This is a genomic window from Rubripirellula reticaptiva, assembly GCF_007860175.1.
GTDB lineage: Bacteria > Planctomycetota > Planctomycetia > Pirellulales > Pirellulaceae > Rubripirellula > Rubripirellula reticaptiva.
The window spans coordinates 937,820-953,271 of record NZ_SJPX01000004.1 but is presented as its reverse complement, the minus strand read 5'-3'; the positions used below and the strand labels follow the sequence as shown (position 1 = coordinate 953,271).

The 15,452-nt window shown below is 54.7% G+C and carries 11 protein-coding genes; 8 read left to right on the top strand and 3 right to left on the bottom strand.

What is annotated here, in order from left to right; all coding sequences use genetic code 11:
* Positions 1–5: 5 nt before the first annotated feature.
* Positions 6–599, bottom strand: a complete 594-nt coding sequence (locus Poly59_RS20750; RefSeq protein WP_146535972.1) for a thioredoxin domain-containing protein — start codon at positions 597–599, stop codon at positions 6–8.
* A 498-nt stretch (positions 600–1,097) separates the two neighbouring features.
* On the opposite strand from Poly59_RS20750, the gene Poly59_RS20745 reads away from it, so the two are divergent.
* Genes Poly59_RS20745 through Poly59_RS20730 form a run of 4 tightly spaced genes read left to right on the top strand, consistent with a single transcriptional unit; the run spans position 1,098 to position 5,744 of the window.
* Positions 1,098–1,724, top strand: a complete 627-nt coding sequence (locus Poly59_RS20745; protein ID WP_146535971.1) for an RNA polymerase sigma factor — start codon at positions 1,098–1,100, stop codon at positions 1,722–1,724.
* Positions 1,724–3,727: a hypothetical protein gene (locus tag Poly59_RS20740; protein WP_146535970.1), complete on the top strand. Its 2,004-nt coding sequence runs from the start codon at positions 1,724–1,726 to the stop codon at positions 3,725–3,727. The genes Poly59_RS20745 and Poly59_RS20740 overlap by 1 nt, the downstream gene beginning before the upstream one ends.
* A 14-nt stretch (positions 3,728–3,741) precedes the next feature.
* Positions 3,742–5,091, top strand: coding sequence for a hypothetical protein (locus Poly59_RS20735; protein ID WP_146535969.1), 1,350 nt, complete (start codon positions 3,742–3,744; stop codon positions 5,089–5,091).
* A gap of 44 nt (positions 5,092–5,135) precedes the next feature.
* Positions 5,136–5,744 carry a hypothetical protein gene (locus Poly59_RS20730; RefSeq protein WP_146535968.1) on the top strand — a complete coding sequence of 203 codons (609 nt, stop codon included), beginning with the start codon at positions 5,136–5,138 and terminating at the stop codon, positions 5,742–5,744.
* Positions 5,745–5,771: 27 nt separating this feature from the next.
* Here Poly59_RS20730 and xseA read toward each other — a convergent pair whose 3' ends face one another.
* Positions 5,772–6,983, bottom strand: a complete 1,212-nt coding sequence (gene xseA, locus Poly59_RS20725; RefSeq protein WP_246151807.1) for an exodeoxyribonuclease VII large subunit — start codon at positions 6,981–6,983, stop codon at positions 5,772–5,774.
* A gap of 380 nt (positions 6,984–7,363) precedes the next feature.
* On the opposite strand from xseA, the gene Poly59_RS20720 reads away from it, so the two are divergent.
* Positions 7,364–7,759, top strand: a complete 396-nt coding sequence (locus Poly59_RS20720) for a BlaI/MecI/CopY family transcriptional regulator (protein ID WP_146535966.1) — start codon at positions 7,364–7,366, stop codon at positions 7,757–7,759.
* Positions 7,760–11,863, top strand: a complete 4,104-nt coding sequence (locus Poly59_RS20715; RefSeq protein ID WP_146535965.1) for a M56 family metallopeptidase — start codon at positions 7,760–7,762, stop codon at positions 11,861–11,863. It abuts the gene before it with no gap.
* A 112-nt stretch (positions 11,864–11,975) separates the two neighbouring features.
* On the opposite strand, the gene Poly59_RS20710 is transcribed toward Poly59_RS20715, so the two are convergent.
* Positions 11,976–13,502 (bottom strand): hypothetical protein, encoded by a 1,527-nt coding sequence (locus Poly59_RS20710; RefSeq protein WP_246151806.1) that lies wholly within the window; start codon positions 13,500–13,502, stop codon positions 11,976–11,978.
* A 260-nt stretch (positions 13,503–13,762) separates the two neighbouring features.
* Between Poly59_RS20710 and Poly59_RS20705 the strand changes: the two genes are divergently transcribed.
* Positions 13,763–14,323 (top strand): adenine phosphoribosyltransferase, encoded by a 561-nt coding sequence (locus tag Poly59_RS20705; RefSeq protein WP_146535964.1) that lies wholly within the window; start codon positions 13,763–13,765, stop codon positions 14,321–14,323.
* A 115-nt stretch (positions 14,324–14,438) separates the two neighbouring features.
* A complete protein-coding gene (locus Poly59_RS20700; protein WP_146535963.1) occupies positions 14,439–15,449 on the top strand; it encodes a hypothetical protein in 1,011 nt (336 codons plus the stop codon).
* Positions 15,450–15,452: the final 3 nt, after the last annotated feature.

Below are 15,452 nucleotides of genomic sequence, written 5' to 3'. Positions count from 1 at the left end.
CTCCCTCATTCCTCTGTCCGAGGACTACTGAGAGAGCAACCGTACACCGGGCCCATGCTTCGATGACTGGTTCCCTTCGTCAGAATTGAAACGATCGCATCATGCCCCGTGTTGTCGCCTTCGTGACCGCGCGACAGTGTAATGCCCCCGTGGTAAGACAAATTTCCGTTTGCCTGGAACAAAAATGTCTCGCCGGAACTACGAGCCTGAAATAGCCTGCTAATGATTTGCTGATGGTCTACCGCAACGTGCAAATGAGGAATCGCCATTGCCTGTCGCCATAGACCTGATTGCTTTACAGGTTTGTCGATGGATTCGAACTCAAGGAACACTACCGATGCAGTGACCTGTCCTTCACACTGCGACAAAATCCGAGATAACTCATTCATGCTAGCGCGAGTGCATGGGCAATGAGGATGCGCGAACATCACCAGCGTTGGTTTCCCGTGCGCCGTTTGCAAATGACTGCTAGCCGGCCATCGGTCGATCTGATGATTCAGTTGGGCTGGTGTGTGCGCGTATCGCTCGATCGCAACGAAACCTGCGCCAGTGGCAAGGCACCAAAGCACCAATAGAAAATATCGTATTGAAAAAAACATAAGACGTGCGTCTCTATTCCCCTAACTCCGCTTTCAGCCCGTCGACGGTACGTCGATATAGCCCTGCAGGATGAAGTCGGCGTTGCTGGTGAATTTTGGTCCACCAACAAACTTTCTCGTTTTAAGGCTTGATGATGAAACCTCAATTCGCGGCGACGGGGCAGTTCGCACGGCGACGATTGCGGGAAACGACGGAATGTTACGTCGACCCTGCCGATTGAAACGATCCTACGGACAACGCTCGGTACAACAGTTAGGCTGACATTGGTGACCGGCATGCCGAAAACTTCGCGTGCTAGCGATCGCCAGCTCTTCTGGTCCATAGCTCTTCTGGGAGGATGGAATGCCGAACACCCCCGATTCAATCCATCGCCGACGCGGTTCGTAATCCGGATAGCAAGTAGCCGGCTTCAGCGGTGTGACCACGCATCCCCAGAACGGTCGGTGTAGAATGGGTATCAATCAACGCAGCCCTTTTCCTTATCTGAGTTAATTACGATGTCCAGCGCGGCAGGTCCGTCCAATCCCCAAGCTTCACCGACAGCGCATTTCGGCGACCGCTCGTTTGTGACGCGAGTCGTCGAAGGCGAAGCCGCGGCGTGGCGTAAATTTGTTATGGGATACCAATCGCTGGTCCGGTCGCGCGTAGCGGACGTATCGTCAGCATTCGGTCGTGGCGAAGATGACGAGGCGATTGACGACGCGACGGCCGAAGTCTTTGCCGCGCTCGTGTCCCATGATTCGGCGCCACTAAAGGCCTATCAGGGGCGGTCATCGCTAGCGACCTATATCGCGGTAATCGCGACGCGTAGCGCCACTCGCTACTTTGCACGAAATCGATTGGTTGTGCACGAAGACGAGACCGACTCAACTGAATCGAATACCGGCGACGGACATCATGACCACGTCGCTAGAACCATCAACGCCGGTCAACAACGCCGCATTCAAAAACTGATCGATCGCTTGCCACCGAAAGAACGTAGCGTGATTGCCTTGTTCCACTTGCAGGGCCAAAGCTACGCTCAGATCAGCCAAAAACTTGAAATCCCCATTGGGTCGATCGGACCAACCCTGCGCCAAGCCGAAAAGAATCTGCGGCAGTGGATGGAAGAGGAAGAAGCCTGATGCAACGCCAAACTATTTTAGAAACCATCCAGCGCCACCTGCGCGTTGGGACCGCTTCGATCGAACGTGACCAGGTCGGGCTGCCGCTTAGCGAAATCGTCGGCCGAGTTGCACGAGAGCTTCGCCGCGAGAAACCAGACCCGTCGACAGTAGTAACCGTCATTCCGATCGAACAAGTCGCTGCGTTTGTCGATGGCAACTTAGATCAAGCTCGAGTTGATGCCGTATGCCGCGCAGTCTTAGTCGACAACGGCGTGCTCGCCGAACTGATTGCAGCGGTCCGAGCGACTCAGTCGTCAACGGACGCATTGCCGCCTGTTTCCGAATCGCTTACCGAGCGACTGCTGGCGACTCATCCGGCTGAGCTAATTTCGTCAAAAGACATCGCCCGGATGATGTACGAACCCGAAACACGAGCTCGCAAATCGAGGATGCGGATCCTAATCCCGTCGATCATGGCCGCAGCGATAGCATCGATCGTTTATCTCAATCGTGACTCGACAATCGAAACGAGTCAGCCGTTGGAATCAGCGGCTTCCCAGATCGTCGCGGAACCCACCATTGTCGATGCACTCACCGAACCAGATTCAGACGCTTCAGATTCAGACGCAGTCGGATCGAATTCGCCCGCCGAGCAAACCGTGGCGACACCGAAACCTGCTTCTTTGAATGCTGAGATTGAAACTTCAGCCAAAGCAACATTAGAGAACACTGAATCAGCCGACGGGAATTCCACGATAATTGATTCTGCTGAAATGGAACCGCCAGTCGCTCCGCCTGTGGAACCAACGCAGAGCGACTTCGCCGAACTGCCAGCGACCGAAGAAACCCCAGACAAGGTATCGCCACCGAAAGTGACACGAGTGCTACAGCCTGCGCCCAAGTGGTCGGCCATGCGTTGGACCGATATCGCGGGAATCATCGGAACGATCGAGCGTCCGATTGATCCGCCGACTGACGCGTCGCCGGATGATTCCGATAACTTAAAACGACGAAAAATCCGACGCGTCATGGCACCGTCGACAGCAACCTTTGACGAACCTGTAAATTTCCACTCCCTTCGATTTTCGCGTGGCATCGCTGCCATTGAAACGGAATTGGAGGGCGGTGGCGGTGAAATTTTGATTGACGAGGACTCGATCGCGATGATCGCCGCAAGCGTCAATAATGCATCCGCCCAAATCGATGTTCGGCGCGGCTCGATCGCAATCCGCAATGTCCCTGAACACACTGGGCTCGTTTTGCGACGGGGTGCTACTCCTCTTGGAATGGTCGTTTTCGACGCCGAAGCGACCGTGCTAATTCATGCGATCGCTGGCGGCATGGAACTGCACCTACAGAACGCAATGCTGAAAACCGACGAAGGCTGGTTTGTCGGCGATGCGGTGCGTTTGACTGCGGGTGGCACCACAGAGATGAACAACCTGTCTTCGTTGTCGGCAGATTGGATGAACAACGATCCGGTCATGCTGGACAAAGTCGTGATGTCTCAGATTGGTGAATCCACTGATCTGATTGCCTCGATTGATGCACAAATCAATCGACTGGCTGGGTCGTCGCGACTGACCGATACACAATCGGCCAAACTTTCCCAACTGGTTCAAATGCGATTGTCACTTGCCGGCGATCGTTTGTTTTCGATGGTCACCAGTCAATTTGAAGTCGTGCGAGTCGCAGCCGTAGAAGCGATTGCATTGCTGCCCAAAAATGACCCGCGGTTTGAACCCGTTTGGGCATCCATCGAATCTGACGTCGCGACCTCACGACTACGTTCGAATATCGACGGTTGGATGCAATTAGTCCGCACCGGCGGTCAACCGAAACCGAATCAATTGGTAAACATGCTGGACGGATTGAAATCGACGAAGCCAACCGTTCGTGGGCTTTGCGATTCGATGCTGCGATCTTACGTTGCCGATCCACCTTCAGTCGACCCGAATGCGTCAGCCGAAAAAATGCTTGACGTGTTCACGGCTTATCAACAGCAATTGGCCAAAGAGTGACGACGACAGAATCCATGAATGGCTTTCGCGTTGCTGAGGTGAAGTACTGGGTTCTGCTAACGCTATTGATGCTCGGCGTTGCAGCAATGACGGGGCATTTGCAACCACACCACGTCGATGACACGCCAAGCTACTTGCAATATCCGCTGGACTCGATGGACGCTGCGATGCGAAGCACTCGCACGCCGGGTTACCCGCTAATTTTGGTGTCCGTGTCGAGGCTGATAGGAATTGCCGCGGTCCCTTGGATTCAAATCTTGCTGCACTCCGTGGCGGCTTGGTGGTTGGGTGTCGAACTACGCCGCTGGGGCACGCGTCCTGCATCAGCGATAGCCGCAGCGATTGCCGTTGCGTTTGGATGCACGTTCATGGATCACGTCTCGACGATTGCGACCGATGCACCGGCCGCCTCCCTTGGCGTCATGACGGCAGTCGCGATGATGCGTTGGGTTCGGCTGGGGCAAACCGCAAACGCAGCGATGGTTGTCGCTTGTTTTTCGGTGTTGGCGATCTCGTTTCGCCCCGCGTACCTAGCGCTTGCACCCTGGACTCTGTTATGCGGTGCCTGCTTCCGATTTGCCCCCATCAGTCGCGGCAAGATCACGGCGAAATTCGGTTGGCTCGTTGCGCCAATCGCAATCACAACCGCGATCGTCACGTGGATCATGCTTCGCGGGTTCACCGTGGGTGACTTCGGTGTTCTGCCGTTCGGTCACCAAAACCTTGCCGGTATCACAGTCCAGCTTGCAAGTGACGATGAACTGCTGACGTTCGACGGTGCTCCGGGAAAGCTGATCGCCGAAACGCTTCGCCAACGAGACGCACGAATCGCCGAGGGTTTGCAGTTCACCGAAGGAAACCCGTCTGCCACGATGACGATCGAAGGCCGCTGGAATGATCTTATCTATCAAGCCGTCGTGCCGGCATCCAGAGCGATCCACGGCGATGACACGATCACAAATCACAACGCCATCGCCGCGATGAACAAGGTCGTGATTCGTCGCTATCCCATGCGATATGCACGGTGGCTAGCTCTTGCTGCACGTCGCGCGGCTTGGGCGTCGGCGGCGGATATCGTCATGCATCCAGTATTTCTGGCAGGTATCACGCTGGCGGTTCTATGGGAAGCGGTTCGTGTGCTGGCGGGCTTCACGGTGAATCCATCGGCGAGTGATGCCGGTCTCGCAGTCCTGTTCATCGTCGGTTTTAGCTACTTTGTGGTCCAGATTGGTTTTGTGATTCTGACCAGTCCACCACTCGGCCGTTTCGCGGACGCGGTTGCGATACTGATACCGGCATGGATTGCCGCAAGAATCGTCCAGCACTTCCAATCCTGTAGCCGTCGCAAGTCCGCACCAGCCTAGCAAGCGCTCTCACACCTGCCGTTTCGTTTTATCAGGGCCCGCTCATGTCCAATCCAAAAGGTCCCTTCGAAACGAACCCGTTTGGGATTCCGACACCTGACGGCCGAAATCCCTATGCACCGACCTCCCACGTATCGCTTGACGAGGTGGACCTTAGCGATGTCGAGCAATACCGGCGCAAGTACTTGAGCCACGAAGCATCGATCAAATCGATGGGGTTTATCTATCTGCTGGGTGCTCTTTTCACGACACCGGTTGGATTACTAGCAATGGCTGGAAGCTTTTCGATACGCAATGATCCCGAAGGGATGATTGTTATGGCCATCGTTGGATCGATCTATACAGGGATTGGATTACTACACGGATTTGTCGGTTACGGTTTTCGAAAACTAAAGAGTTGGGCCCGCATCGCCGGCATGGTGACATCAACAATGGGATTGATCATCATCCCAATCGGCACGATGATTTCGGCATACGTTTTGTACTTATTGATCAGCAAGAAAGGTAAAGTCGTTTTCTCGGACGAGTACCGATCGGTCATCGATCAAACACCCCACATCAAATACAAGACATCGATCGTCGTTTGGATCTTGCTGGGGCTCATCGCTGTGTTTGTGATCTTAGCCTTCGTCGGCGCATTTCTTGGCGTTTGATTGCTGACCAGAATGATGGCCAGGCAATCAGTCTTGGTTTACCGATGTGACGACCGACTGTATTTCGCCTCGATGAACCCGAGTTCGAATCGAGTCACCGACGCTGACTTGGTTCGAATCTTGGATCGCGTTTCCTTGCGGATCAAGCGTCACGCTGTACCCGCGAGTCAACACGCTAAGCGGCGACAGCGCCGAAAGCGAAGCCGCTTGAGTGGCCAACTCGGCACCGCCTAAACGAATCTTGGCGAACATCGAACGGCGGGCACGAGCGTCAAGTTCATCCAAGTAACGCGAGCGAAGATGAACGATTTCGTGAGGCCTTCGGATGGCCGGTCGTGACGCTAGCTGTTCCAACCACAAAGCTCGGGACTCGATCATCATCTGAGCCGAACGATTCAGCCGTCGCTCGAGTTCGATGACGCTGCGATCAAGCATCTTGGCATCGGGCAGCACTCGAGTCGCTGCGTCGGTTGGCGTCAGCGCTCGCAGGTCCGCGGCTAGGTCACAGAGCGTGACGTCGATCTCGTGCCCGACCGCCGAAATGGTCGGAATCACGGCCGCGGCAACCGCACGAACCACCGATTCTTCGTTGAAACACCACAGGTCTTCCAAGCTGCCACCGCCCCGAGTCAGGATCAATGCGTCAAAGGAAGGTGAGTACTGGTGCGCTTGCTTGATCGCGCGGACGATCGAAGGAGCGGCGGTTGGGCCTTGCACGATCGCGGGAATGACAACGATCTCAACGCCTCGAAATCGACTTGATGCCGCCTCTAGAAAATCGCGGATCGCAGCGCCACTCTGGCTGGTGATGACAGCGATGCGGCGAGGGTTTCGCGGCAACATCTTCTTTCGTTCGGCCGCAAATAAACCCTCGGCATCCAACTTGGCTTGCAATTGCTGAAAAGCTTTTTGCAGTTTTCCGATGCCTTGCAATTGGACTTTTCGAATCACCAATTGGTAAGTGCCACGCGCCGCGTAGACTTCGACGTCACCAAAACAGAAAACGGATTGACCGTCTTCGATATCCACGTCCATTCGCGACGCGGTGCCACGCCAAATCACACCTCGGATGTGCGCATTGTCATCTTTCAAGGTGAAGTACATGTGACCACTGCGTGGACGCGACAGATCCGAGATCTCACCGGCCACCCAAATCGACGGGAACGTTCCTTCCAAAATAGCTTTGATGTGATGCGTCAGTTCGCTGACAGAGACGGCGTGCTCGACGGGCGGGTTCAACGGGAAAGTTCCTTTATCCAAAGGGCGATCAATACGGCCAATCCTACCCGCGCCCCAGGGCAACCGAGAACCCGGATATGGAACCGAAATGAATACGTCAGCGGTGGTCTTCCTTTCAACCATCCCGATCAACCATGCCGCGGTCTCCTACGGCCGGGACTTTCCAACGCTCCACTAGCCACCATGACGATCTAGCTGGCCACCTGTTCACAGCTTCCAAGCCCGACTCGATACGCTGCCAACTCGATGACGATGCAGACTAGTAGCTCAAAGGATGAAATTCCGTTTTGCTTGACACCGCCTGCAACATGTCAATACATTGGCAGGTGTCAACAGATTAGCACGCGGCCGAGTCAGCTGCTTTGACCTTGGAGAGTTCGATGGGAAGATATCAAAAGAAGCAGCGTTCGCTGGCCCCTCGAGAAGAACAGATCATGAGTGTTGTGTACCGGTTGGGTACCGCGACGGTGGCCGAAGTGCGAGAGCAGTTGTCGGATCCGCCGAGCTATTCAGCGGTTCGCACCATGCTCGGCAAACTCGAAGAAAAAAAACTACTGTGTCGTGATCGCAGCAATATCACTCATTGCTACTCACCGACTCAGTCGCGTCGCAAAGCCGGCTTGTCGGCAGTACGAAATCTCTTTGATACGTTCTTCCAAGATTCGCCCGCTGATGCCTTGGCCATGTTGATTGATGACTCCGCGAAGAGTCTCAGCGACGACGACATTGAGCGTCTCGAAAAAGCCATCGCCGCTGCTCGCAAGGGAGAAAAGTAGATGTTCAACGACGCACTGCTTGGCTATGCCATTCGATCCTGTGTCGCTTTACTCGTCACCGTCGCCATCGCGTTTTGGCTGCGTCGTCGATCCGCTTCCATGCGACACCATGTCTGGACGATGGGATTGTTGGGATGCCTGATGATCCCGATCCTGAATCTAGCGACACCCTCTTGGAACCTTCCCGTGTTCCCCGACCGAAATGCGGACGGGCGTATCGCAGAGCAATCAACAGACTCGCGAGGCACCACGAACAAGAAAGCTAATCCGAAAGAAACGTTACTGGGCGAGTCCGAGGAATTTTCCAGGCAACAACCAGCGACAGATCGATCAGGACTTGAGACAGTGGGCGGTCAGCAAACGATGCGGTTGGTTTCACCGAGCCCAACCGTTGAGGAACTCACTGGATCATTGGGGGAACAATCGGCAGACGTGTTAGAGTCGCTGAACTCGCCTGTGGCGGACGTGACGCTGTTTACGTTCCTTGCAAAAATCTCGGGCTGGGTTTGGTTAAGCGTCGCCAGTTTTCTGGGCATTCGACTAATCATGCGTTGGTCTCAGGTGCGACGCATGCTGTCGCGGTGCAAGCCCACCGTTGACGATCGGCTGGATAAAATTTTCGCCGACGTTTGTAGCGAGATGAACATTGGTCGTCGCCCTCGTTTATTGTCGGCTTCGACAACGACTTCGCCGCTGGTCGCCGGTGTCCTGAACCCCGTGCTGGTGATGCCCGAAACGGCGACCGGGTGGACTGAAACTCAGTTGCGGATGGTGTTCACGCACGAACTTGCCCACATCGCCCGACATGACCTCTTGATTCAATCGCTCGGCGATTTGGCGTGCGTTGTGAATTGGTTCAATCCGCTGGCTTGGTATGCGTCAAACCAGATGCGAAGCCTTCGAGAGATCGCGTGCGACGATTTCGTGGTTGTGCATTTTCGTCAACCTGCGGACTATGCCGATGTGTTGATGAAGATTGCCAAGGCATGCAGGCAGCAATCGCCAGTGATGACTGTTTCGATGGCTCGTGTGAACTCAGTTAGCCAGCGAATGCTTTCGATTATCGACGGTTCTCGCGAAAGGTCTCCGGTGAGTCGACCAGCAACTTGCTGGACATTTGCCGTTTCAACAATGTTGATCGGCATGTTGAGCGCTGTGCAACTGACTGCGACCGCGCAAACACCAGCAGCACCGCACGAGAAACTGAGTGCACAAAAATCGGATTTCCAAGCCACCGAGGATCTCGACGAAGCAAAGACAGCCAGAACGATACGTGTTCGTATCGTGGGCGATGACGGCAAACCAATTGCCAACGCAGATTTGTTGGTAAGCATTTGGGAAATCGAGCGAACAGGAGATTTTCCGACAAAGACTTACCAATCGAACAATGAGGGTGAAGTCGATGTGCGTTTGCCAAAGAATATTCGCATTCTTCGAATGTGGCCGTCCAAGCCTGGATATGTACCACAGTTTCTGAACTTTGCGGACGGAACTCACCAAGGTGGCGACAAGATCCCCGGAAGTTACACCTTTTACTTAGAGCGGGGCGTTCGACTCGGCGGGACCATTGTTGACTTGCAGGGCCAGCCGATTGAGGGAGCAATCGTCGAAGCAAGAGTCGACGTTGCGGAGCCGCCTTGGACATCGAATCCCGATCCCATAATTAGTACTTGGCTCGCCGATGGGGACGATGCCGTGGTGACTGACCGAAACGGAAAGTGGGAAATCCTAAACGCACCTGAGAAGAAAAATGAAAAGGACTACAAGTTTCGGCTACAGGTAACTCATCCCGAGTTCGCCGGCGACACTCGCTGGGGCGAACTGCAGGCAAAGCAGGGCGTGACCACCGAACAGTTGCGAGCGGGAACGGCCCAAATCAAGCTCAATTCGGGTTTGCGGATCCGCGGCAAGATCACAGGGCCAGATGGAGAACCGGTTACCCAAGGACTGGTTATTTGGGACGACCGACCTTATTGGGCCGAAGGGGACAACGAAGTTGCGATTGACCAATCGGGACGCTATCGAAGCTTGCCGCTCAGCCCCGGGAAATATCCCGTCACCATACTTGCACCGGGTTTTGCGCCACAGCAGGTCAACTTCGATCTCGACACAACGTCAAAAGATCTCAATTTCAAGTTGAAAGCCGGTAATCGCCTCGTGCTTAAAATCGTTGACCGGGACGGCCAGCCAGTTCCGGATGTCGATGTAGGAATCGGCGAGTGGCGGGGAACCGAAGCGATCTATAACAACAAGCATCCCAATGTTCCCGAGAGCGGGATTCCAAGAAAATCAGACTCGATCGGAAACTACCAATGGGACTGGGCACCGGAGGACGCGGTTGTCTACAGTTTCGGAAAAAAGGGTTTCGTAAACACCGAAGTTGCTTTGGTTGCTAGAGACCAGCCACACCGAATTGAATTGTCGCCACAGATGACGATTTATGGCGAGGTGACGGACAAACAAACAGGTGAGCCGATCAAGGAATTTTCCGTCGTGCCTGTGAAGGCTTTCCGGCCAGACTTCTATTCAACGAACTTTCAAGATCGGCGCCAAGCAACGGACGGCAAGTACGAGATTCCGATCAATAGCCATGGGCAAACGGGCAACCGATACATGGTTCGAATCGAAGCCGAAGGATATCGCACCGCGTTGGCAACCAAGTCGATGGAAGTCGGCGATGCTCCCCTTCGCGAAGACTTTCAACTAGAGCCTGCCGCATCGGTCAAAGCCGAAGTCGCGAATCCTGATGGCTCGCGCGCGTTCGATTTCATGGTAGCGGTCGGCACGCCAACGTCGGCTCCGCAATTTCGGATCGAGCGTCCTGATTCGAGCTTCGGAATTGCGATGAAAGTGACTGGTTCGCACCGGTTCCAACTTCCTGCGACTTTCGAGCCACAACTGGTCAGGGTCTTCAACGATCAAGGGTTCGCAGAGATTGATTTGCCGACCGATGGAACGCTTGGAAAGATCCAGTTGCAACCATGGGCAAAGATTACTGGACGTTTGATGCAAGGCGACAAGCCGATTCCAAATGAAGGTGTTTACTTCCACCCGCTGATCAAGCGAGGATTGATGCAGGCAAGATTCCAGGATTCCTTCTTTACGCCAACCGATTCCGAAGGAAACTTCGAATTTGATCGACTGCCACCGATGGCCGGTCGAATCCAGGCCTATCTGGGACCATGGGCAGACTCGCCAATGACGTCCAGTCAGTCGATCGCGGTCAATCTAAGGCCAAGCGAAACGAAGAATCTGTATTTGGGAAGTGAAGGAAGTCGCGTGGTCGGAAGAGTCGTCGCGACGGGACGCGATAATGACGGTCTAAGCAAACAGTGGTCGATCAACTATCTGATCAGTCGCACCCCGGGACTGCGGCAGCCCGGCAGCGTTAAAACGCTAAACATTGGTACTGACCACGCGGTTGATCGAGCGATTCTGCAGAGCGACGATTTCCCTGAATGGCTTGGCGCAAAAGTGCACTATTACGTCAAACTCAGCGAAGACGGCGCGCTGCAAATCGACGGTGTTCCGCCGGGCCAGTACGACTTGGTGATCCAGTTGTACGAGCAACCAGCGGGTTGCTTGGTGGAAACCATTGGCCAAGCGATCGTTCCCGTTTCGATCGAATCAGAGTCGAGCACGAAGGATCTAGCCGAAATCAATGTTGAGTGTCGCAGCGGACCAAGGGTGGGATCCGACATGCGAGCCTTCAAATTCATCAGTGCGGAAAGTCGAGAACGCAATGTCAATGAAATGAAGGGTCAGTACGTGTTGTTTCACGTCTGGGCAAGCTGGTGCGCACCCTGCATCGCATCGATGCCGAACGTGAGGTCAGCAGCAACCAGCTACGACGAAAGACCTTTGACGGTTGTCGGATTAAACGTCGACGACATCGCTCAACAACCAAAAGCTAAGTCATTGGTCCAAGACGGCAAGTGGAATTGGGCGATGAATTATCTCGGCAGTGACTCGGCCATGATGCGGCAGTTGGCCGTCAGTTCCATCCCCGCCTATTACCTGGTCGGACCGGACGGCAAGTTGTTGATGTCGTCGAACCAATGGAGCGAAGTTCAAGCGGCCCTTGATGCCGAACTGAGTGAATGATTCGAAAATCGACATGCGGATTTAACGCAAAAAACGTTTTGCAACGGTTTCGGCAAGGCCCATCACAGCCAAGTCAAGCAGCGTTTAGGGATGTTCATCATTGTCGCCGCATTCATTCCACTTCGCTGTGATCTGAGGCGGGAGCCAACCGCTGTAACAACGCCAGCAACACTTCGCTGATCCGCTGTGACGCGTCAAGTTGGACTCGGTTGGTGCCCATCCAAGTTTCATACCCGCCCAGTTCATGTTGCGCTGGCGTTGGCAAGTAGCCTTCGCTGCCGTTGGCCAATTCAATCGTAAAGGAATCCGAAAATGGATTTCGTTTCTTTAAGTCCAATCCTGTTTCCGCGAAGACTTCAAAGGGTATCGCGGTGATGGCCAGGTCGCCAATGCGGAACGCTTGCAGCATGACGGCGGTTTGATCGGGTCCATCGGCGAGTTGCCCTGCACGCTGGGCGTACACCCTGGCGTGTCGGTGAATGGATTCGGGAGAGATGTTTTCGTTTTGCAGACTTGTAAAGTATCGCTGCATTTCGGCGTCGGGCTTCCGCATCGCCAGGACCAGATCCTGCGCAGCGGCCGCTAGCTGGACCGAGTCTTGGTAGTCGATCGATCGAACGGAGTCCGCGACGCGATTAGCGATCAATTCAGAAACCTCTTCGATCCGCTCATAGCTGGGTTGCGAGCGGCGTTTTTCGCGAAAGGGGACATTGTTAACATCGCCACTGGTGCCATTGGTCATGATGCCGACAAAGGAATCATCCGCACCGATCTTACCGCCAATCCGATCGGCAAACGCGCCAAAGTAGTCGGCTGAAACTTCACCGCCGGGCACGCCACCGACATAGTGCAGCGAATAGTTGGCGAGCAGAGCGATAGGTTTGCCGTCAAGTGATTTCGCGATAATGAATGAGACTTCCGGATCGATTGGACCAGCCGGTTTGATTAATGCCGAGTTACCCGAGGGCGGATTCATGCGAACCCGGTCGACACCGCCAAACGGATTACCTAACAGCTTGGGATTACTGACGAACCAGCGGCGATTGTGAACTTCGGATGGCTCGTCCACGCTGCCCCAACCGATTTTTGCGGGTTTCAGATTGCCGATCGCATGGGCGACTGCTTGGCTAATTCGATTGGCCACTAACGTCTGATAGCTGTCCAAAACCTCAATGCCATCGACTTGGCGAGTCCCGCGAGCGGAGACGGCCGAGTGTGTGTGGGTTGCAGACATCATCACATGAGTTGGCGGCAAATCGGTTTCCGACTGGATGAGCCTGCGAGCCTGGTCGAACACTTCTCGCGGTATCCCAACGTTGTCACAGATCGCGAAAACGAGCGTGGTTTCGCCATCGTCAAGCGCCAAACAACGAACGTGCAAGTCGTCGTGAATCTTTGTCGCTGGCGGCGAATCCCAGTTGCCGATGATCGGCAACCCCAGCGGCGGCGTGATCTTCACAGCGCTAGCACCAGCCCGGAACGTGGCCGGCTCGACCGCCGAAACGGACCCCACAAACATGACGGCCAACACGATTCCGGAAAACAGAATGCCGATTGGCTGGCGATGCAGGACTACAATCTTACTGCCAGAATGAATTCGAGCCCAAGTACACGGCGCAAACGTTTCAATGCGATTCATGATTGTCGCGGTTCCCCGACAGTGTTTGATATAGCGTGACCGAGACGACGATCAATCGAAAGCAAAAGCATAACTGGTTCCAGATCCGGACGTCGCACTTTGCCATCTTGTAGCCTTGCCGGGCATTGTCAGCGCGCTCGTGATTGCCAGGCTCTGGTGTTTATGAGGAGTAAGAAAGACTCGAGCCCGTCAAACGGGTCCAGAATTGTGTACGATCAATAAGTCCGTTTTGTCCCCCTAGCCGAGTGAAAATTTCTTCAATGGTCGATCTCTCTAAATATGTTCGCGAAATCCCTGACTATCCCAAGCCAGGAATCCTGTTTCGCGACATCACCCCCATGCTGGCTGATCCCCAAGCATTGGCGGCGGCGGCCAAAGCGATGGCGGCTCCGTTCTTGGACATGAAGATCGACATTGTCGCGGCGGCCGAGGCGCGAGGGTTTATCTTCGCCACACCAATGGCGATCGAACTTGGTGCTGGTTTTGTTCCCATTCGCAAACCGGGAAAACTGCCATTCGATTTGCACTCATTCGCCTATGAATTGGAATACGGGACGGATGAACTGCAAATTCACGTCGATGGCGTCAAACCGGGCCAGCGAGTGCTAATCGTCGATGACTTGCTGGCGACGGGCGGGACGATGGAAGCATGTTGCCGGCTGTTGGAAAAATGTGAAGCCAAAATTGTCGGCTGCTCGTTCTTGATCCACCTAGCCCAATTGGGTGGCGAGGACCGTCTGAATCCGTACCATTGCCATTCCGTGCTCACGTACGACCAGGACGACCTGGAATCGGAACTGAGCCCGTCCGGCCGGGTCTAATCCACCGAGCGACGGATTATGCGAAAACGATCTGAATGCGGCTTTTATTCGGTCTGATGCTACAATGGGTGTGGGCGTGTTCCCACCTAATTGAGTCTTTCGAATGAGCACCAACATGAATCGTTTCACTATCGCGGTCGCCGCCGCCAGCAGCCTTGTCGGCAGTTTCGTTTTCAACTCAGCCGCCAATGCCCAAATACGAATCGGTGGGTACGGCGGTGTGAGCGTGCGTGCGCCCTTCGTCAGCGTCAATGTCTTGCCGTTTGGCGGCGGAACTCGCGTTCGTGCTCCTTTCACATCAGTGAATACGGGGCTGTACCGAAGCGGCTATGGGTACGGCTACGATCCCTACCGCGGTCCTCGTCTTTACGATCGCGGTTATGGATATCGAAGCTACTACGATCGTCACGATTACTATTTCGATCATCCGGCGATCCTTCCAATCCCAGTTCCGGTTTACCCCGTGCCTGCTTATCCGCCCCCGGTCTATCCAGTGCCGTCCTATGGTGCGGATTTGTACGGAGGCCCTGACTACGTTTACACCGAACCCTCTGCGGCGCCTCGCGCCGATCGTTACTTAAATGACGAGCTGGAAAGTTACCGAGCCGGGCGCCCCATCGCGCCGCTTGCACAAGGCTCCCCCGCCCAAATGTCAATGGAAACTTTGGTAGCCGACCTGCGTTTTGCTGCGGCCCGTTTGTCACGATCGCTATCCCAGCGGCGCGACGATGCGGACGTCTGGCAAGACTATTTGAAGCCTGATTTCATCATCGATACGATTGATCGTGGCGGCCCAGCATCGGAACTGCAATCCTTGCTGATGAACTACGAAGGACTTTCAGGCAACTCGCAATTGTCCGGCATTTGGATCGAGGACGGTTTTCGCCAAACCCATCAATTGCTTCGCGAATTTGTCCAGTCCAACGTTGACGTGGAATCGGCCGACTCAGGCAGTTCGATTTTAGACGGTACCGCCGAACCAGTCGCAAGCCAAGACACCGAGGCCGATACGGCGTTGCCCGCCGATACCAATCCGCGCAACACGGAACCGACCGAGGCCGCGCCGATCAAGAAGGCGACCGACGCCGAGCAATTGCCGACACCGCGTCCAACGACCTCCTTGTAAGAC